Genomic DNA, 18,154 nt, shown 5'->3' on the forward strand with positions numbered 1-18,154 from the left:
CAAGCAAAGAAAAGTAACCCGGCCGCCGGCAGGCGGACGGAACCCCCGGCCCGAAGGGCCGGCCAGTTAGCGAGATATCCACAGACGCACGAAACACCCGGCGCGTAGCGCCGGCAGGTCGCGACGAACTCACAGGCGCACAAACCCCAGCGCGTAGCACCGGAGGATCGCGACGACCCCACGAACCCGAGCAACGCCCTCCCCTTGATGTGGAGGGACTGAAAAAGCGGGCGCGGCTGAAGCCGCACCCTGGCAATACGCAAGCCCCAAAACGCCGAAGCCCCGCACAGGGCGGGGCTTCGCAGACCGCAGCGCGGAGCGCGTCAGGCCTTCTTCTTGACCGCAGCCTTCTTGGCCACCGGGGCCTTGGTCACGGCGGCGGCCTTCTTGACGGCCTTGTGCGGACGGGCGTTGCCGTAGCTGGAGGCATAACGCTTGCCCTTCGGGGTCTTCCTGTCGCCCTTGCCCATGGAATGCTCCTGAAAGTCGAAAAGGTGTGGGAACGGGGGGCGTAGCCTACCACCCGCAGGCGGCCGGCCCCAAGCCTGTGGGCGGCGGCCGTCAGTCGGGGGAGTCGCCCGACAGCGCCGGGGCGTGGGACAGCCTGAGGTTGACCACGTGCGCTACCGCCACCAGCAGCGCACCCAGTGTCATCACCAGCGCATGCGGCACGGCTTGGGTGTGCAGCGGTTCGTAGATGGTATCCGCCCACAAGGCCGCCAAGCCGAACAGCAGGATCGGCCAGGCATGGACACGGCGGTGACGGCGATAGCCGAAGGCCAGCGCGGCCAGGCCGAGCACGGTGGCGAACACGGTGAAGATCGATTCGAAGCTCTCCGACCACAGCACGCCCAGGCTGGCGGTCGGCAGGATGGCCAGCATCACCGGCCCGAGCGCGCAATGGACGGCGCACAGGAAGGAGCCACTGGCGCCGATGCGGTCGGCGACGGTGGCGGTGATCGATGTCGGGCTCGGAAGCGGCATGACCTTCGGCCGGGTTGCGTCGATTTCGGAACAGTATAACATTCCCGTTCCGTTATTCTATAACAAAAGCGACGCCCACCATGAACCGCAAGCACCTCCCGCTGCACCCCCTCGCCGCCGCCCTGGCCCTGACGCTGACCGCCCCCGCCCATGCCGGAATCGCCGCCGATGCCGGCGATCCGCATCGCGAGGCGATCCGTCTGGATGCCCTGATCGTCACCGCCACCCCGCTGCAGCAGTCGGTCGAGGATCTGGCCCGTCCGGCCGAGGTGCTGGCCGGCGAGGCACTCGATGCCCACAAGAGCAACTCGCTCGGCGAGACCCTGTCGCGTCTGACCGGCGTGCAGTCCAGCGCCTTCGGCCCCGGTGTCGGCCGGCCGGTGATCCGCGGCCTCGACGGCGCCCGCGTGCAGGTGCTGGCCAACGGCCTGCCGGCGCTCGACGCCTCCACCGTCAGCGCCGACCACGCCAACAGCATCGAGCCGTTCCTCGCCGACCAGATCGAGGTGCTCAAGGGCCCGGCCACCCTGCTGTACGGCAGCGGCGCGATCGGCGGCGCGGTGAACGTGGTCGACGGCCGCATCCCGCAGCGCGTGCCCGATACCGACTCCGGCCTGAGCGGCCGCGCCGAGCTGCGTGGCAACACGGTCAGCGACGAGCGCACCGGCATGCTCCGGCTCGACGGCGGCGGCGGCAACTTCGCCTTCAACGCCAGCCTGCTCAGCCGCGAGACCGACGACTTCCGGATCCCGGTGCCGGCCGAGGCCGGCCACCATTTCGACGACGGCCATGGCCACGGCGAGCGGCTGGAGAACAGCGCGATCCGCACCAAGGCGGCCAGCTTCGGCGCGTCGCTGATCGGCGAGCGCGGCTTCATCGGGGCGTCCTACAGCTTCTTCGACACCCTTTACGGCGTGCCGGGCCACGCCCACGGCCACGACGACGATCACGACGATCACGACGATCACGACCACGACCACGATCACCACGACGAGCACGAGGAAGACGTGCGCATCGACCTGCGCCAGAAGCGGGTCGATGTGCGCGGCGCGCTCTACCAGCCCTTCGCCGGCCACGAGTCGCTGAGCTTCCGCCTCGCCCGCAACGACTACGAGCACGTCGAACTGGAGGACGACGAGATCAGCACCGTGTTCGCCAACAAGGGCACGGAGGGCCGCATCGAGGCGGTGCATGCCGAGCTCGGCGGCTGGCGTGGCGCCTACGGCCTGCAGTACGGCCGGCGCGACTTCTCGGCCGAAGGCGAGGAAGCCTTCGTGCCGCCTTCGCTCAGCCGCGACCTCGGCCTGTTCCTGCTGGAGGAGAGGGACTTCGGCGCCTTCAAGCTGGAGCTGGGCGGCCGCCTGGACCGCGTGAAGATCGACGCCGAGGACGAGCCCACCGCCAAGTTCGATACCGCCAGCTTCTCGCTGGCCGGCAAGTGGCGCGCCGGCGAGGACCTCCACGTCCTGTTCGGCCTCGACCGCGCCGAGCGCGCGCCGACCGCCGAGGAGCTGTACTCCGACGGCCCGCACCTCGCCACCCGCAGCTTCGAGATCGGCGACGAGGACCTCGACACCGAAGTCGCCAACCGCATCGAGCTCGGCCTGCACTGGCACCACGGCCGTTTCGACGCCAAGGCCTCGGCCTACCACACCCGCTTCAGCGACTTCATCTACCTGGCCGACACCGGCGAGGAGGAAGACCACCTGCCGGTGCGTCAGTGGACCCAGGCCGATGCCCGCTTCAACGGCATCGAAGCGGAGGCGACGGTCCGGCTGGCCGAGAACGCGCAGGGCACCTGGGATCTGCGTCTGTTCGGCGATGCGGTGCGCGGCCGTCTGCGCGACGGCGGCGGCGACCTGCCGCGCATCCCGGCCGCACGTCTGGGCGCGGACCTGCGCTGGGAACTGGGCGGCTGGCGCGCCAGCCTCGGCGCGGTGCGCCACGCCAGGCAGGACCGCGTCGCCGACTTCGAGGACGCCAGCGCCGGCTACACCCTGGTCGACGCCCACCTGGCCTACCACTGGGACGTGGGCAACGTCGGCTGGGAGGTGTTCCTGGACGGCACCAACCTGACCGACCGCGAGGCCCGGCCGCACACCTCGCTGCTGAAGGACCTGGCGCCGCTGCCGGGCCGCGCCATCGCCTTCGGCATCCGCGCGCTGTTCTGACCGCATCCGCCGGCGCAGGAACGAAGAAGGGGCCACCGGCCCCTTCTTCGTTTCCGTGTCCATCTCCGCGCCCAGCGCGAGGACTACTCGAAATCGTCCTCGGGGTCGCGCGTGCGCTCGCCGGCGGCCTCGGGGGCGCCGTGCTCGCCGTCCTCCTCGACCGGCGGCTCGGCGTGGCCGGCGGCGGCCTCCTCGACCGCCTTCTCTTCGCTGGTCTCCTCGCCGAGATGGTAGACGGCGAAGCCGGGCAGCACCTGCTGGTTCTGCGCCATGCCGAGCACGCGGCCGAAAATCGGCGAGACGATATCGCGCTCGGTGTTGCCGAGCGGGTCGATCACCCGGCCCAGCCGCTGGCCGCGGCGCACGCGCTGGCCGAGCTCAACGTCGCTGATCAGCAGGCCGCCATGGTCGGCGCGGATCCAGCGCGACTCGTAGAAGATAGGTTGCGGCTCCTGCTCGATCGACTCGGACTCGACCAGGCCCATCTTGTGCATCAGCCGGGCGATCGCGGCCACCGCGGTCTCGATCTCCTCCGGTTGCAGGCGCGCCGGCGCGCCGACCTCGAAGGTCACCGCCGGAATGCCCACCGCGGTGGCGGCGACACGCAGCATGCCCGGGTTGCCCTTGCTGTGCAGCACCACGGTGGCGCCGAAACCGCGGGTGAACTCCAGCACCTCGGGAATGCGCAGGTCGGCGCGCACCTGCGGCAGGTTGCTGCGGTCGAAGCTGCCGGTATGGAAATCGACCAGCGCGTCGCAATGACGGACGACGTTCTCGAAGAAGCTGTGGGCGATGCGCGAAGCGACCGAGCCATAGCGCGTACCGGGGAAGAAACGGTTCAGGTCGCGCCGGTCCGGCAGATAGCGCGAGCCGCGCTGGTAGCCGAACAGGTTGACCACCGGCACGCCGATCACCGTGCCGCTCACCTGCTCCGGGGCCAGCGTGTTCATCACCCGTCGCACGATCTCCACGCCGTTGATCTCGTCGCCGTGGACGCCGGCGGTCAGGCACAGGGTCGGGCCGGCCTGGGCGCCGTGCACGACGATCACCGGCGCGGCCATGTCGTTGCCGGCATAGCCCTGGCTGCCGTTCCAGGTCAGCACCATGCGGGTGCCTGGCAGCACGTGGCGGTCGAGGATGTGCAGCGGCGTGACCAGCGGCGGCGGCACATGAGCCGGCTCGCCACTCTCGCCCGCCGCCTCGTCCCCGGCCAGCGCCTGCCGCGCGGGCGGTGGCACGGGCGCCTCGACCGGAAAGTCCTGCGCGGCGGCGGGCGCCGCGAGCGCGGCCAGCGCGGCCGCCAGCGCGCCGGCCAGTGCGGCCGGACGGAAAATGCGGTGTCCGTTCACTAGGAAGCTTCGCTGCATTCGGCGCAGAGGCCGTGTACTTCGAGGGTCTGCGCCTGCGGCTGGAAGCCGAGCGCGCGGGCGCTGGCCTCCAGCATGTCGGCGACGCGGCTGTCCTCCAGCTCGACCGCGGCATGGCAGCGGTCGCAGATCAGGAACGGCACCGAGTGCTGCTCGGTGGCCGGGTGATGGCAGCCGACGAAGGCGTTGATCGACTCGAGCTTGTGGATGAAGCCGTTCTCGAGCAGGAAATCGAGCGCTCGGTACACCGTCGGCGGCGCGACGCTGCCGTGCACCGACCGCATCCGGTCCAGCAGGTCGTAGGCCTTGGCGGGCCGGCCGGCCTCGGCCACCAGCCGCAGCACCTCGGCGCGCAGCGGCGTCAGCCGCAGGCCGCGCTCCAGACAGACGCGCTCGACCTCGCGGATGAAGCCCTCGGCATCATCGACGTGATGCGCCGGGTCGGTGCAGGCATGGCGGTGCGCATGGCTCATGACCGCATCCTACCGCGCCACGGGCGCCGATTCAGCCCTCGGCGCGCCGGCCGATCAGCGCCAGCGCGGCATCGATCCGGCGCAGCGCCTCGTCGCGGCCGGCCAGATACACGGTGTGATCGATCGAGGGCGACACCTGGGTGCCGGTGATCGCCACGCGCAGCGGCTGGGCGATCTTGCCAAGCCCGATGCCCAGCGCCTGCGCGGTTTCGCCGAGTGCGGCGTTGACCGCTTCCGGAGTCCAGGCCTTCAGCGCGGCCAGACGCTCGCGCACGTCGGCCAGCGGCGCCTGCGCGGCGGCGCCCAGGTGCCTGGCCACGGCCGCATCGTCGTACTCGCGCAGCGGGCGGTACCAGACGCTGGCGCGCTCGGCCATCTCCTTGAGCGTCTTGACGCGGTCGGCCAGCGCCACCAGCACGTCGGCCGGCGCCGGGCCGCTGGCCAGGTCCAGCCCGGCCCGCCTGAGGTGGTACTCCAGCTCCGGCAGTACCATCGCCGGATCACCGTGCTTGAAATAGTGCTGGTTGAGCCAGCACAGCTTGTCCGGATCGAAGCGCGAGGCCTTCTGGTTGACATCCTCGATCCGGAACAGGGCGACCATCTCCTCGCGCGAGAAGATCTCCTGGTCGCCATGCGACCAGCCCAGCCGCACCAGGTAGTTGAGCAGCGCGTGCGGCAGGAAGCCGTCCTCGCGGTACTGCATCACGCTGACCGCGCCATGACGCTTGCTGAGCTTGGTGCCGTCGGCGCCGAGGATCATCGGCAAGTGGGCGAATGCCGGCACCGGCGCGCCCAGTGCTTCGTAGATGTTGATCTGGCGCGGGGTGTTGTTGACGTGGTCGTCGCCGCGGATCACGTCGGTGATCTTCATGTCGATGTCGTCGACCACCACCGCGAAGTTGTAGGTGGGGAAGCCGTCCGAGCGGATCAGCACCAGGTCGTCGAGCTCCTGGTTGCTCCACTCGATCCGGCCCTTGACCTTGTCGTGGAACACCACGCTGCCCGAGAGCGGGTTCTTGAAGCGGATCACCTTGTTGGGATCGTTGCGCTCGGGCAGGTTCAGGTCGCGGGCACGGCCGTCGTAACGCGGCTTGAGGCCTTTGGCCATCGCCTCGGCACGCATCGCCTCGATCTCTTCCTTGCTCTCGTAGGCGTAGTAGGCCTTGCCGGCCCTGACCAGATCCTCGGCGACCTGGCGGTAGCGGTCGAAGCGCAGGGTCTGGTAGTACGGCCCCTCGTCATGCGCCAGCCCGAGCCAGGCCATGCCATCGAGGATGGCCTGCACGGCGGCCTCGGTGGAGCGTTCGCGATCGGTGTCCTCGATCCGCAGCACGAACTGGCCACCGCGACGGCGCGCCTCCAGCCAGCAGTACAGCGCGGTGCGGGCGCCGCCGATGTGCAGGTAGCCGGTGGGACTGGGAGCGAAACGGGTACGGCAGGTCATCGGGCCGGAGTTCGTGAGGTCAAAGAGTGCGGATTCTAGCGGACCGCCGGCAGTCCCGGGGTGCCCGCGCAGGCAGGCCGGTCGTCGAAGCGCGCCGGCGACCGGCGCTCAGTCGCGGACGATGACCGTGATGCGCTCGGAGATCACCGGCGGATCGTGCGGGATATGGGCGTGGTCGCCCAGCAGGAGCTGCAGCGTGTGCCGCCCGGGCGGCAGGCGGATCGTGGCTTCGGTCTGGCCCTGGCCGAAATGCAGGTGCCGGGCATCGTTGGGAATCGGCCGGTCCAGTGGTGGCAAATCGGTATCGATCAGCAGGTGATGATGGCCGGTATGTGCGGCCACCACGCCGGCCGGCGCCACCCCCATGCCGGACAGGCCGAAACGGACGGTGAACTCGCTGTCGACGCTGTCGCCGTCCTGTGGGCTGATGAAGTACAGCCGCGCCTCGGCGGGCGCGGAGCTGCGCGGCAGTCCGGCGGCGGCCACGGACAAGGCGGCGAAGAACAGGCAGGCGGTGAGCAGACGCATGGCGGGGTCTCCCGGAAATGAACGGCCGCGACCGCGCTCCGGAGGGCAGGAACGGGCCGGCGGCCTGCTAATATGCCAGCCTCGCAAGCTTCTCCGCATGGAGTCCCGGATGCTCGAGCGTCTGCTGGTTCTCGCCGCCCTGCTGCTGCCCCTGCCCCTGTCCGCCCAGACCGCCCCCGCCGCGGCCGAAGCCACGCCCGCGCCCGGGCCACGCGTGCTGCTGACCACCACGCTCGGCGAGATCACGATCGAGCTGTACCCGGACAGGGCCCCGCGCACGGTCGAGAACTTCCTGCAATACGCCCGCGAGGGCCACTACAACGGCACCATCTTCCACCGGGTGATCGACAACCTGCTGATCCAGGGCGGCGCCTTCACGCCGGACCTGCGCCAGAAGCCGACGCGCGCGCCGATTCCCAACGAGGCCAACAACGGTCTGAGCAACCTGCGCGGCACCGTCGCCGCCGCGCGCATGCCCAGCGACCCGCATTCGGCGACCTCGCAGTTCTTCATCAACGTGGTCGACAACCCGCGTCTGGACTTCAGCAGCGAGACCAGCGCCTACACCTGGGGCTATGCAGTGTTCGGTCGTGTGGTGCAGGGCATGGAGGTGGTCGATCGCATCCGCGCGGTCGAGACCGGCCCGCAGGAACCGTTCCCGCGCGACGTGCCGAAGACACCGGTGGTCATCGAGCGGGTCACCATCCTGGCGCCTGCCGGCGGCGAGTGAACCAGCCGCTCCGCACCGTGGCCACCCTGTTCGTTTCCGACCTGCACCTGGACGACGCGCGTCCGGAAGCGACCGCCCTGTTCCTCCGCTTCCTGCGCGAGGAGGCGATGCACGCCGATGCGCTGTACATCCTCGGCGACCTGTTCGAAGCCTGGGTCGGCGACGACGACCCGTCCGCGGTCGCCGCCGCCGTCGCCGGCGGCCTGCGCGCCGTCAGCGACCACGGGGTGCCGGTCTATTTCATCCGCGGCAACCGCGACTTCCTGCTCGGGCCGGGCTATGCCCGCCGCTGCGGCATGCGGCTGCTGCCCGATCCCTGCGTGACGATGCTGTACGGCCGCCCGGCGCTGCTGATGCACGGCGACCTGCTGTGCAGCGACGACCAGGCCTACCAGGCCTTCCGCCGCCAGGTGCGCGACCCGGCCTGGCAGCGCGACTTCCTCCGTCAGCCGTTGCCGCAACGGCAGGCCTTCGCCGCCCAGGCCCGTGCCGCCAGCAAGGCCCACATGCAGGGCGTGCGCGAGGAGATCACCGATGTCACGCCGGCCACGGTGGAGGCCACCCTCGCCCGCTTCGGCGTCGGCCTGCTGATCCACGGCCACACCCACCGCCCGGCGGTGCACTCGCTGGTCGCCGCCGGCCATCCGCGCAAACGCATCGTGCTCGGCGACTGGTACCGGCAGGGCTCGGTGTTGCGGGTCGATACCGACGGCTTCGAGCTGGCCGCGCTGGGTTGATCGGCGCGCTTCCGGAGCTTGGCTTGGCTTGTCGGTTTCGGTAACCGGTAGCCGGTAGCCGGAAATCGGAGAGCGCGTGCGAGGGCTGTTCCGATTGTCGATCGAGCCGCCGCAAGCGGCAGCCGGTTACCGGTTACCGATTTCCGGTTACCGGCTCCCGACTCAGCCACCGGCCTCGAACCGCGCCGGCGCGTAGCCGCCGACCTCGAAGGTCAGCGTGCGCGTGCCGCCCTTGACCGGTACCTCGATGCGCATCGTCTTGGCCTTGGCCAGCGCAGCGAGAAAGGCGGCCTTGTCGTCGATGAACAGGGCCGGGTTCTGCGGATCGGCCGCCTTGGTCGCGGCGAAGCGGCGCGGCGCGGCCGCATCGAAGGCGATGCCGACCTGGCAGCGCCGGCAGTCGAACACGTCGGCATCCGGCAGCAGGAAGGTGCTCAGCCCCCATTCGCTGTGCTGGCGCAGCACCAGCCGGATGTTCGGCTGGCCGCCGTCGCTGCTGTGGATCACCGCCGTCTTCTGGATGCCGCCGGCCATCGGCGCGGTCTGGTAGCGCCACAGCGACGCCAGCCGGCGCGCCTCGCGGGCCTCGGCGGCCTGCTGGCGCACCTCGTCGATGATGGGGACCAGTGCCCTGGCCGCTTCGGTAGCCGGGTAGCGCGCCACGATCAGCTCGGCATAGGCGGCGGCGAGTTCGATGTTGCCGTCCTCGCGGTTTTGCTCGTACAGCCGCCACTGCTCGGCGGCCTCGGCCTCGGCGCGCTGCGCCGCGGCGGCCTGCGCCGCCGCGCGGCGCTCCTCCGGCGAGGGACCGCAACCAGACGATGCGATGACGCACCAGGCGAGAACGAAACCGGGCGCGAAACGGTGGAATGTATTCATCCGCCGAGCATACCGCCGAAACACCATTTCGTAGAGCGGCTCTGTCAGCGGATCAGCGCCTCCAGCGCCGTCAGTTCCCCGGCATCGAAGCCGGCAGCCATCCTCGCCTCGTGGTTGAACGGTCCGCGCAGCGCGGCGCGGGCATGCTGCGCGATCAGCCGGGCGAAGGTTTCGTCCGGATCGACGCCCTCGCGTGCGCAGCACCAGCGGAACCAGCGGCTGCCGGCAGCGACGTGGGCCACTTCCTCGCGCAGGATCAGTTCCAGCACGGCCACGGTGCGCTCGTCGCCGAGATGGCGCAGCCGCTCGATCATGCCCGGGGTCACGTCCAGCCCGCGCGCCTCCAGCACGCGCGGCACCAGCGCCATCCGCTCCAGACACGAGTGCGCGGTCTTCTCGGCCATCTCCCACAGCCCGTTGTGCGCGTCATGATCGCCGTAAGCGGCGCCGAGCTCGGCCAGACGCGCGGCGAGCAGCTGGAAATGTCGCGCCTCATCCACCGCCACCCCCACCCAGTCGGCATAGAAGCCGGCGGGCATGCCGCGGAACCGGTACACCGCGTCCCAGGCCAGGTTGATGGCATTGAACTCGATGTGGGCGATGGCGTGGACGAAGGCGATGCGCCCCTCCGGCGTACCCAGACCGCGCTGCGGCAATGCACGCGGGGTGACCAGGCGCGGGCGTTCCGGACGCCCCGGCGCGCCGATCGGCAATGGCGGTGTGTCGTCGGCGGCAGGCGCCAGCTCTCCACGCGCGAACGCCGCGCCGGCGGCGAGGGTCAGCGCGACCTTCTCCTGCGGGTCGCAGGCGTCGAGACAGCGGCGGGCGGCGGCGTGGATCGAATTCATCCGGAGCGGGAGGCGAGAAGAGTCAAGAGGGTTGAGAAGCGAGGGGAGAACGGATGCGTCCGGCGCGATGCCGCTCCCTCGTCCCACTCCTCCGCACGCGTTTCTGCCTTGCTCCGGCCGATTCACGACGCGCGGCGCTTGCGCTTGGCCTCATCGGAACGCTGCTGCCTGATGCGCTCGAAGTAGTCCGGCTCGATGCCGGTGACGTACCTGCCGGTGAAGCAGGACGAGTCGAAGGTGGTCAGCCGCCGCTTCGGCCCCGCCACCGCGTCCTCCAGGTCGGCGATGTCCTGGTAGACCAGCCAGTCGCAGCCGAGCAGGCTCTGCACCTCCTCCTCGCTGCGGCCGTGTGCGACCAGCTCCTCGGCGGCCGGCATGTCGATGCCGTAGACGTTCGGATAGCGCACCGGTGGCGCGGCCGAGGCCAGATAGACCTTCCTGGCGCCGGCATCGCGGGCCATCTGGATGATCTGGCGGCTGGTGGTGCCGCGCACGATCGAGTCGTCCACCAGCAGCACCACCCGGTCCTTGAACTCCAGCGGGATCGGGTTGAGCTTGCGGCGTACGGATTTCACCCGCTCGCCCTGCCCCGGCATGATGAAGGTGCGGCCGATGTAGCGGTTCTTGATGAAGCCCTCGCGGTACTTCACGCCCAGCACGTTGGCCAGTTCCATCGCCGAGGTGCGCGAGGTGTCGGGGATCGGGATGACCACGTCGATGTCGTGGTCGGGCCTGAGGCGCTGGATCTTCTCGCCGAGCTTGATGCCCATCCGCATGCGCGCCTTGTGCACCGAGACGTCCTCGATCATCGAATCGGGACGGGCGAAATAGACGTATTCGAAGATGCACGGCGCGTGCTCGGCCGGCGGCGCGCAGACCTCGGCGTGCAGATCGCCGCGCGCGGTCACCACCACGCACTCACCCGGCCGGACGTCACGCAGGCGCTGGAAGCCGAGGATGTCCAGCGCCACGCTCTCGGAGGCCACCGCGTACTCGAAACCGTCGGCGGTCTCGCGCCTGCCCAGCACCAGCGGACGGATGCCGTGCGGGTCGCGGAAGGCGACCAGACCCAGCCCCAGCACCACGCTCACCACCGCGTAGCCGCCGACGCAACGCCGGTGCACGCCGGCTACCGCGGCGATCGCCGCCTGCGGGGTCAGCGCGTGCTGCTCGGCCAGCTCGTGGGCGAAGACATTGAGCAGCACCTCGGAGTCGGATTCGGTGTTGATGTTGCGGCGGTCGGTCTCGAACACCTGCCGGCGCAGCGCCTCGGTGTTGATCAGGTTGCCGTTGTGCGCCAGGGCGATGCCGTAGGGCGAGTTGACGTAGAACGGCTGCGCCTCGTCCGAACCTTCCGAGCCGGCGGTCGGGTAGCGGCAGTGGCCGATGCCGACGCGGCCGGTGAGCAGGCGCATGTGCTGTTCGCCGAACACGTCCTTGACCAGGCCGTTGCCCTTGTGGATGCGGATACGGCTGCCATCGACGGTGGCGATGCCGGCCGCGTCCTGGCCACGGTGCTGCAGGACGGTCAGGCCGTCGTAGAGCGCCGCCGCGACCTCGCTGGTGCCGACGATTCCGATGATTCCGCACATGCTCTTACTCTCCGGTGGGCGCACGCGGCGCCGGCAGCTCGTCCGCGCCGAAGCGGACGTATTGGGCGGCCGCGTCCGGCAGCCAGGACTTCATCCATTCCGCGCCCCGCTGGAAGCCGGGCAACAGTCGCGACTCCTGCCACCACGGATCGCGCGGCAGCGGAGTGAACCCGAGCAGCAGCACCAGCAGGCAGCCCAGCGCAGCGCCACGCACCAGCCCGAACAGCAGTCCGAGCAGACGGTCGGTGCCGGACAGGCCGGTGCCGGCGACCAGCCGTCCGACCAGCCAGGTGACCAGGCCGCCGGCCACCAGCGCGCCGATGAACAGCATGGCGTGCGCCAGGAACAGCCGCGCCGACGGCGTGTCGATGTGGCCCTCGAACAGCTCCGACACCGGCTTGCCGAACTGGAACGCGACCCAGAACGCGACCGCCCACACGCCCAGCGACAGCGCCTCGACGATGAAGCCGCGCCACAGGCCCACCAGCGTGGACAACGCGACGATGGCGAGCAGGACGATGTCGGCCCAGTTCAGCATGCGGGCAGCGGCGTGCCGTTCAAGGATGCGCCACGACCATGCCGTTCAGCCGGAACCGCTCGTTGACCCGGTCGCGCAGGCGTTCGGCGGCGGCACGGTCGGGCTCGGGGCCGACACGCACCCGGTACAGCGTGCCGCTCTCGGTCTGCACCCGCTCGCTGAAGGCGACGAAGCCGCCGTTGCGCAGGCGGTCGCGCAGGGCGATGGCATCGGCCTCGGTGCGGAAGGCGCCGACCTGCACGGCGAAGCCGGCAGCGACGCCACCGGCGGCGGCCTGCGACGGCGCCGGCGTCGCGGCATCGAGCGCGACGACGGTCGCCGGCACGTCGTCGCGCACGCGCAGCGCGCGCAGGCGGGCCGACTCGGCGCTGGCACGCTGCTCGTAGGGGCCGACGCGCACGCGCAGACCGCGCTGGCTGCCGATCGTGACCTCCTCGGCGTATGCCGGCAGCTGCGAAGCCTTCAGCGCGTCGACCAGCGCGCGCGCATTGGCCTGGTTGGTGTAGCTGCCGAGGTTGACCACGTAGCGGCCACCGGCCTGGGCGGCGTGCAGCATCTCGGCGGCAGGCGGCGTGGGGGCCGGGGCGGCGGGCGCCGGGGCGGCAGACTGTGGCTGCGGTTGCGGCGTGGCCGGCGCGGGCGCGGTGACACGGGCGGTGAGATCGACCGGCGCGGTGGCCGGGTCGTCGGCCAGCGCATCCTGGCGCGGCGCGTCGTCGGCATCGACGGTGACGATGCGGTTCGGATCGTCCGGATCGGCCGCGGGTGCCGCCGGGGCGGCATCGCCGACCGGCGTCGGCGGCACCAGTGGCAGCTCGCGGGTCTCGAACCGGCGATCGGCCGGCGCCGGCATCTCCAGCGGCACGTGGCTGGCGCCGCCGTCCGGCGCCGGGCCTTCGAGCAGCATCGGCAGGAAGATCACGGCCAGCGCCACCAGGACGGCGGCGCCGATCAGGCGCTGTTTCAGGGCGGTATCCATCGAGGGCGTCGGCCGGCGGAAGCGTGGCGGGAATTATAGCCCTCCGCGGCCGGCGAACCTTGATGGACCTTAAGGACGCACCCTTGCCGGAACGACACGCGTGTTCCTACGCACCGGCTTCGAGCACTTCCAGCGCCGCGGCGGCGGTGAAGAAGGAACCGTAGACCAGGATGCGGTCGCCGGCGTGCGAGGCGGCCAGCGCGGCACGCAGCGCCGTCGCGACATCGTCTTCGCGCAGTGCCTGCGCCCCGAGCACCCCGCCGATGCGTTCGGCCAGCCCCCGCGCATCCAGACCGCGCTCGCTGCGCGCCGCCAGCCCGGCCAGCCACCAGCCGGCCACCAGTGGGCGCAGCGGCGTCACCAGGCCAACCAGGTCCTTGTCGGCCAGGGCGCTGAACACCACCCGGGTGACGCCGGCCGCGGGATGCGCCGCCAGCCAGTCGGCCAGCTGCCGGGCCGCCTGCGGGTTGTGGCCGACATCGACCACGACCTCCACGCCATCACGCTCGAAACGCTGCAGGCGGCCACGGATGCGCGCCTCGCGCACGCCGCGGGCGAAGGCGGTGTCCGGCAGCTCGTCGGGCAGCGCGCGCAGCGCGGCGATGGCGGTGGCGGCATTGGCGAGCTGCACCGGTGCGGCCAGCCCCGGATACGGCAGGCTAAGCTCGCAGCCCGGCTCGCGCCAGACCCAGTGATCGTCGAAGCGGTCCACCAGGTAGTCGCAGCCGGCGCGGATGGCGAAGGCGCCGATCCGGTAGGCGTGGCCGAGCACGCTCGACGGCGGATCGGCCTCGCCCAGCACCGCCGGCAGGCCGGGACGCAGGATGCCGGCCTTCTCCATGCCGATGGCCTCGCGCTCGGCGCCGAGCCAGTCCTGGTGGTCGAGGTCGACAGTGGTGATCACGGCGACATCGGGATCGACGATGTTCACCGCGTCGAGCCGGCCGCCGAGGCCGACTTCCAGCACGGCCAGATCCAGGTCGGCGCCGGCGAACACCGCCAGCGCCGCCAACGTGCCGAATTCGAAATAGGTCAGCGGAGTGTCGCCGCGCGCCGCCTCGACCCGCTCGAACGCCGCCACCAGCGCGGCGTCATCGACTTCGTGGCCATCCACCCGCACGCGCTCGTTGTAGCGCAGCAGGTGCGGCGAGGTGTAGGCACCCACCCGCCAGCCGGCGGCGCGGGCGATGGCCTCGATGAAGGCCACGGTCGAGCCCTTGCCGTTGGTGCCGGCGACGGTGATCACCCGCCGCGCCGGCCGCGGCAGTCCCATCCGCGCGGCGACCACACGGACGCGCTCCAGGCCGAGATCGACGGCGCGGGGGTGCTGGCGCTGGATGTACTCCAGCCAGTCGGGAAGGGATCGGACGGACATGCGGAAATTCTACGGCCTGCGGCGCGCGGCAAGCGCGGTGCCGGGCGGAAAACGCGAAGGCCGGGATCGCTCCCGGCCCTCGCATTTCCGGCGGATGCCGCGGCCTACTCGGCTGCCCTCACCCCCATCTCCTGCAGCAGGCGCGGGCCGGGGAAGACCTGCTCCATCACCCACAGCATGTAGCGGATGTCGACGTGGATGGTGCGGGTCAGCTCGGGGTTGAACACCCAGTTGGAGCTGACGCTCTCCCAGTTCATGTCGAACACCAGACCGACCAGCTCGCCGCGGGCGTTGAGCGTGGGCGAACCGGAGTTGCCGCCGGTCACGTCCATGTCGGTCAGGAAGTTGACCGGCACGCTGCCCAGTGCCGCGGACGCGCGGCCGCCGAAGGCGCCGGCGCGGATCAGGTCGAGCTGGTTGGCCGGGGAGTCGAACGGATCGACGCCGGTGTCCTTTTCCAGGATGCCCTGCAGGGTGGTGAACGGCGCGTAGTTCACCGCGTCGCGCGGCGAGTAGCCCATCACGTTGCCGAAGGTGATGCGGAGGCTGCCGTTGGCGTCGGGGTATACCGCCTGGCCGATGCTGCGGTTGTAGTCGATCACCGCCTGCAGGAAGGCCGGGCGGTGGCGCTGGTCCTCGCCGGCCAGGCGCCGGCCCTCCTCCTCCAGCCGCAACAGTGCCGGCGTCAGCTGCACGGCAAACTGCAGGAAGGCGTCGTCGCTGGCCTCGATGGCGGCGCGGTCGGCCTTGAGCCATTCCAGACGCTTGCCGGTGTCGCCGAGCTCGGTGCCCGCGTAGGCGGTGGCCAGGCGGGCGTCGATCGTCGCGGCGTCGCTGCCGCCCAGCCAGGCGTCCAGCTCGGGGAGGCGCTGGTCGGCCGGCAGCAGGACGTAGCGCTTGAGCAGGTAGCCGAGCAGGGCGCGGTCCACCGCCGGGTCGAAGCGGCGCTCGAGCTGACGCAGGTGGCCTTCCAGCGTCGCCTGATCGCGCTGCTGATAGCCGCTGGCACGCTCGGCGTCGGGCTTCTCGCGCTCGATCGCGTTGCGGTGGATGCGCTTGGCGGCGTCGAACAGGCCGAGATTGGCAAAGGTGTTGAGCAGCAGATCGCGCTCGGCGCTGGCACGCCGCTCGGCATGGATCCGCTGCAGCGCGGCGTGGGCGTCGAGCGCCGGGCGCGCGGCGCGGCCACGGGTCTTCAGCCAGTCGAGCACCGCCTGCTCGCGCGCCCGCTTGAGCGCACCGGCGTCCATCCGTGCGAAGCCCTCGAGCTGGCCGGTGAGGTTCTTCATCACGTTGTTCCAGCTCGCGTTGAGGCTGGCGTACTTGATCTGGACATCGCGATCGCGCTCGCCGGCCGCGGCGACGATGGCGAGCAGATCGCCCAGCATCGCGATCCGGTACGGATACGCCCACTCGACGTTGTGCTCGAACTCGGCCGCCAGCGCGTAACGGAAGGTCACGCCCGGATAGCCGGCGACCATGGCGAAGTCGCCGGCCTGCAGGCCCTCGGCGGCGATCCTGAGGTGCCGCTTCGGGCGGTACGGGACGTTGTCCTCGGCATACGCCGCCGGCTTGCCGTCGGGGCCGACGTAGGCGCGGTAGAAGGCGAAGTCGCCGGTGTGGCGCGGCCACATCCAGTTGTCGACGTCGCCGCCGTACTTGCCGATCGCGCCGGGCGGCGCGTAGACCAGGCGCACGTCGCGGATCTCGAGCTGCCGGAACAGCCGGTACTGCATGCCGCCGAAGAACGAATACACCGTGCAGCGCACGCCGCCGTCGGCTTCGCATTCGGCGACGAGCGCCTTCTGCGCCGCCTCGATGGCGCGGGCGCGGTCGGCCCCGCCCAGGCGCGGGGTCACTTTCGCCATCACCTGGTCGGTGACGTCGCGGATCTGGTCGATCACGAACACGCGCGCGTTCGGGCCGGCGCTCAGCTCCTCGCCGAGGCTGGCGGCATAGAAGCCGTCCTTGAGCAGATCGCGCTCGGCGGTGGAATTGAGCTGGATGGCGCCGTAGGCGCAGTGGTGGTTGGTCGCCACCAGCCCGTCCGGCGAGACGAAGCCGGCCGTGCAGCCACCGATGCTGACGATGGCGCCGAGCGGGTCGCCGGTGAGGTCGGCGAGCTGGTTGACGTCGAGCTGCAGGCCGCGCGCTTTCAGCGGGCCGGCGATCTCCGGCAGCTGCTGCGGCACCCACATGCCCTCGCCGGCGGCGGCAAGGCCACCGGCGCCGAGCAGCGCCAAGGCCAGAACGGTTTTGCGCATCTGCGATATCCCCCTGTGGTCGGCAAAGGGCCGAGTATATCGGCCACTGCCCGCCAGCCGCCCCATGACTTCCAGCATAGGGCGCGGGACAGACCGACCGCCGGGCGCGACGGAAGGGCCGCGTATAATTCGCACTTTCCCTTTCCGGGGCCCGGCGCCCCCTCAGCGGTGATTTCCATGGCGCAGACGATGAAGGCGCTGGTCAAGCGCGAACCGGCCAAGGGCATCTGGATGGAACGGGTGCCGGTGCCGACCCCCGGCCCCAACGAGGTGCTGATCAAGCTGGAGAAGACCGCGATCTGCGGTACCGACCTGCACATCTACAAGTGGGACGAGTGGAGTCAGCGCACGATCAAGCCGGGGCTGGTGATTGGCCACGAATTCGTCGGCCGCATCGTCGCGATGGGCCCAGGCGTGACCGGCTACAAGGAAGGCGACCGCGTCTCGGCGGAAGGCCACATCGTCTGCGGCCACTGCCGCAACTGCCGCGCCGGCCGCCAGCACCTGTGCCCGAACACCGTCGGCATCGGTGTCAACCGCCACGGCGCCTTCGCCGAGTACATCGTGATGCCGGCCAGCAACCTGTGGCCGATCCCGGACGAGATCCCGTCCGAGCTGGCGGCGTTCTTCGACCCGTTCGGCAACGCCGCGCACTGCGCGCTGGAGTTCGACGTGGTCGGCGAGGACGTGCTGATCACCGGCGCCGGCCCGATCGGCATCATCGCCGCCGGCCTGGTCAAGCACATCGGCGCGCGCCACGTGGTCATCACCGACGTCAACGACTACCGCCTGAACCTGGCCAAGGACATGGGCGCCACCCGCACCGTCAACGTCGCCCGCGAGAACATCCACGACGTGATGAAGGAAATCGGCATCGAGGGCTTCGACGTCGGCCTTGAGATGTCCGGCCATCCGGTCGCCTTCAACGACATGCTCGATGCCATGTACCACGGCGGCAAGATCGCCCTGCTCGGAATCCTGCCCAAGGGCTCGGGCGTGGACTGGGACCGCATCATCTTCAAGGGCCTGACCGTGCAGGGCATCTATGGCCGCAAGATGTACGAGACCTGGTACAAGATGACCCAGCTGGTGCGCGGCGGCTTCCCGCTGCACAAGGTGCTCACCCACCAGATCCACATCGACGACTTCCAGCAGGGCTTCGACCTGATGGACGCCGGCCAGTGCGGCAAGGTGGTGTGCAGCTGGGATTGATCCGCCTGGCAGGCGCGGCCCGCGCCACGCCTG

17 protein-coding genes are annotated in these 18,154 nt (G+C 70.5%); 4 read left to right on the top strand and 13 right to left on the bottom strand.

Going from position 1 to position 18,154, the window contains the following annotated elements:
• Positions 1–323: 323 nt before the first annotated feature.
• Entirely contained in the window at positions 324–470 is a 147-nt protein-coding gene (locus HNQ58_RS08470) for a 30S ribosomal protein THX (protein ID WP_183948478.1), read from the bottom strand.
• 91 nt (positions 471–561) lie between these two features.
• A complete protein-coding gene (locus HNQ58_RS08475; RefSeq protein ID WP_183948479.1) occupies positions 562–984 on the bottom strand; it encodes a MerC domain-containing protein in 423 nt (140 codons plus the stop codon).
• An 80-nt stretch (positions 985–1,064) separates the two neighbouring features.
• On the opposite strand from HNQ58_RS08475, the gene HNQ58_RS08480 reads away from it, so the two are divergent.
• Complete coding sequence (locus HNQ58_RS08480; protein ID WP_183948480.1) at positions 1,065–3,155, top strand: TonB-dependent receptor; 2,091 nt, start codon at positions 1,065–1,067, stop codon at positions 3,153–3,155.
• A gap of 83 nt (positions 3,156–3,238) precedes the next feature.
• On the opposite strand, the gene HNQ58_RS08485 is transcribed toward HNQ58_RS08480, so the two are convergent.
• From HNQ58_RS08485 to HNQ58_RS08500, 4 genes are all read right to left on the bottom strand, one after another.
• The gene (locus HNQ58_RS08485; protein ID WP_183948481.1) at positions 3,239–4,504 is read right to left on the bottom strand and encodes a succinylglutamate desuccinylase/aspartoacylase domain-containing protein; all 1,266 of its coding nucleotides are present in this window, start codon (positions 4,502–4,504) and stop codon (positions 3,239–3,241) included.
• Positions 4,504–4,995, bottom strand: coding sequence for a transcriptional repressor (locus HNQ58_RS08490; RefSeq protein WP_183948482.1), 492 nt, complete (start codon positions 4,993–4,995; stop codon positions 4,504–4,506). Before HNQ58_RS08490 ends, HNQ58_RS08485 begins: the two co-directional genes overlap by 1 nt.
• Positions 4,996–5,026: 31 nt before the next feature.
• Entirely contained in the window at positions 5,027–6,439 is a 1,413-nt protein-coding gene (gene gltX, locus HNQ58_RS08495) for a glutamate--tRNA ligase (RefSeq protein ID WP_183948483.1), read from the bottom strand.
• Positions 6,440–6,547: 108 nt separating this feature from the next.
• Positions 6,548–6,967 carry a DUF4399 domain-containing protein gene (locus HNQ58_RS08500; protein WP_183948484.1) on the bottom strand — a complete coding sequence of 140 codons (420 nt, stop codon included), beginning with the start codon at positions 6,965–6,967 and terminating at the stop codon, positions 6,548–6,550.
• A gap of 109 nt (positions 6,968–7,076) precedes the next feature.
• Between HNQ58_RS08500 and HNQ58_RS08505 the strand changes: the two genes are divergently transcribed.
• Positions 7,077–7,697, top strand: a complete 621-nt coding sequence (locus HNQ58_RS08505; protein ID WP_183948485.1) for a peptidylprolyl isomerase — start codon at positions 7,077–7,079, stop codon at positions 7,695–7,697.
• Between the two features lie 17 nt (positions 7,698–7,714).
• Positions 7,715–8,434: a UDP-2,3-diacylglucosamine diphosphatase gene (lpxH, locus tag HNQ58_RS08510; protein WP_183948570.1), complete on the top strand. Its 720-nt coding sequence runs from the start codon at positions 7,715–7,717 to the stop codon at positions 8,432–8,434.
• Positions 8,435–8,596: 162 nt separating this feature from the next.
• Here lpxH and HNQ58_RS08515 read toward each other — a convergent pair whose 3' ends face one another.
• The 7 genes from HNQ58_RS08515 to HNQ58_RS08545 all read right to left on the bottom strand — a co-directional run bounded on the left by HNQ58_RS08515 (position 8,597) and on the right by HNQ58_RS08545 (position 16,909).
• Positions 8,597–9,313, bottom strand: coding sequence for a hypothetical protein (locus HNQ58_RS08515; RefSeq protein WP_183948486.1), 717 nt, complete (start codon positions 9,311–9,313; stop codon positions 8,597–8,599).
• Between the two features lie 44 nt (positions 9,314–9,357).
• On the bottom strand, positions 9,358–10,161 hold the full coding sequence (locus HNQ58_RS08520; RefSeq protein ID WP_183948487.1) for a ferritin-like domain-containing protein: 804 nt from the start codon (positions 10,159–10,161) through the stop codon (positions 9,358–9,360).
• A gap of 122 nt (positions 10,162–10,283) precedes the next feature.
• Positions 10,284–11,753, bottom strand: a complete 1,470-nt coding sequence (purF, locus tag HNQ58_RS08525) for an amidophosphoribosyltransferase (protein ID WP_183948488.1) — start codon at positions 11,751–11,753, stop codon at positions 10,284–10,286.
• Positions 11,754–11,757: 4 nt separating this feature from the next.
• A complete protein-coding gene (locus tag HNQ58_RS08530; RefSeq protein ID WP_183948489.1) occupies positions 11,758–12,291 on the bottom strand; it encodes a CvpA family protein in 534 nt (177 codons plus the stop codon).
• A gap of 19 nt (positions 12,292–12,310) precedes the next feature.
• Positions 12,311–13,270, bottom strand: a complete 960-nt coding sequence (locus tag HNQ58_RS08535) for an SPOR domain-containing protein (RefSeq protein ID WP_183948490.1) — start codon at positions 13,268–13,270, stop codon at positions 12,311–12,313.
• Positions 13,271–13,376: 106 nt separating this feature from the next.
• On the bottom strand, positions 13,377–14,645 hold the full coding sequence (folC, locus tag HNQ58_RS08540) for a bifunctional tetrahydrofolate synthase/dihydrofolate synthase (RefSeq protein WP_183948491.1): 1,269 nt from the start codon (positions 14,643–14,645) through the stop codon (positions 13,377–13,379).
• A gap of 104 nt (positions 14,646–14,749) precedes the next feature.
• A complete protein-coding gene (locus HNQ58_RS08545; RefSeq protein WP_183948492.1) occupies positions 14,750–16,909 on the bottom strand; it encodes a S46 family peptidase in 2,160 nt (719 codons plus the stop codon).
• Positions 16,910–17,086: 177 nt separating this feature from the next.
• Between HNQ58_RS08545 and tdh the strand changes: the two genes are divergently transcribed.
• Complete coding sequence (gene tdh, locus HNQ58_RS08550) at positions 17,087–18,121, top strand: L-threonine 3-dehydrogenase (RefSeq protein WP_183948493.1); 1,035 nt, start codon at positions 17,087–17,089, stop codon at positions 18,119–18,121.
• Positions 18,122–18,154 lie beyond the last annotated feature (33 nt).

This window comes from Rehaibacterium terrae (genome assembly GCF_014202935.1).
GTDB classification, from domain to species: Bacteria; Pseudomonadota; Gammaproteobacteria; order Xanthomonadales; family Xanthomonadaceae; genus Rehaibacterium; species Rehaibacterium terrae.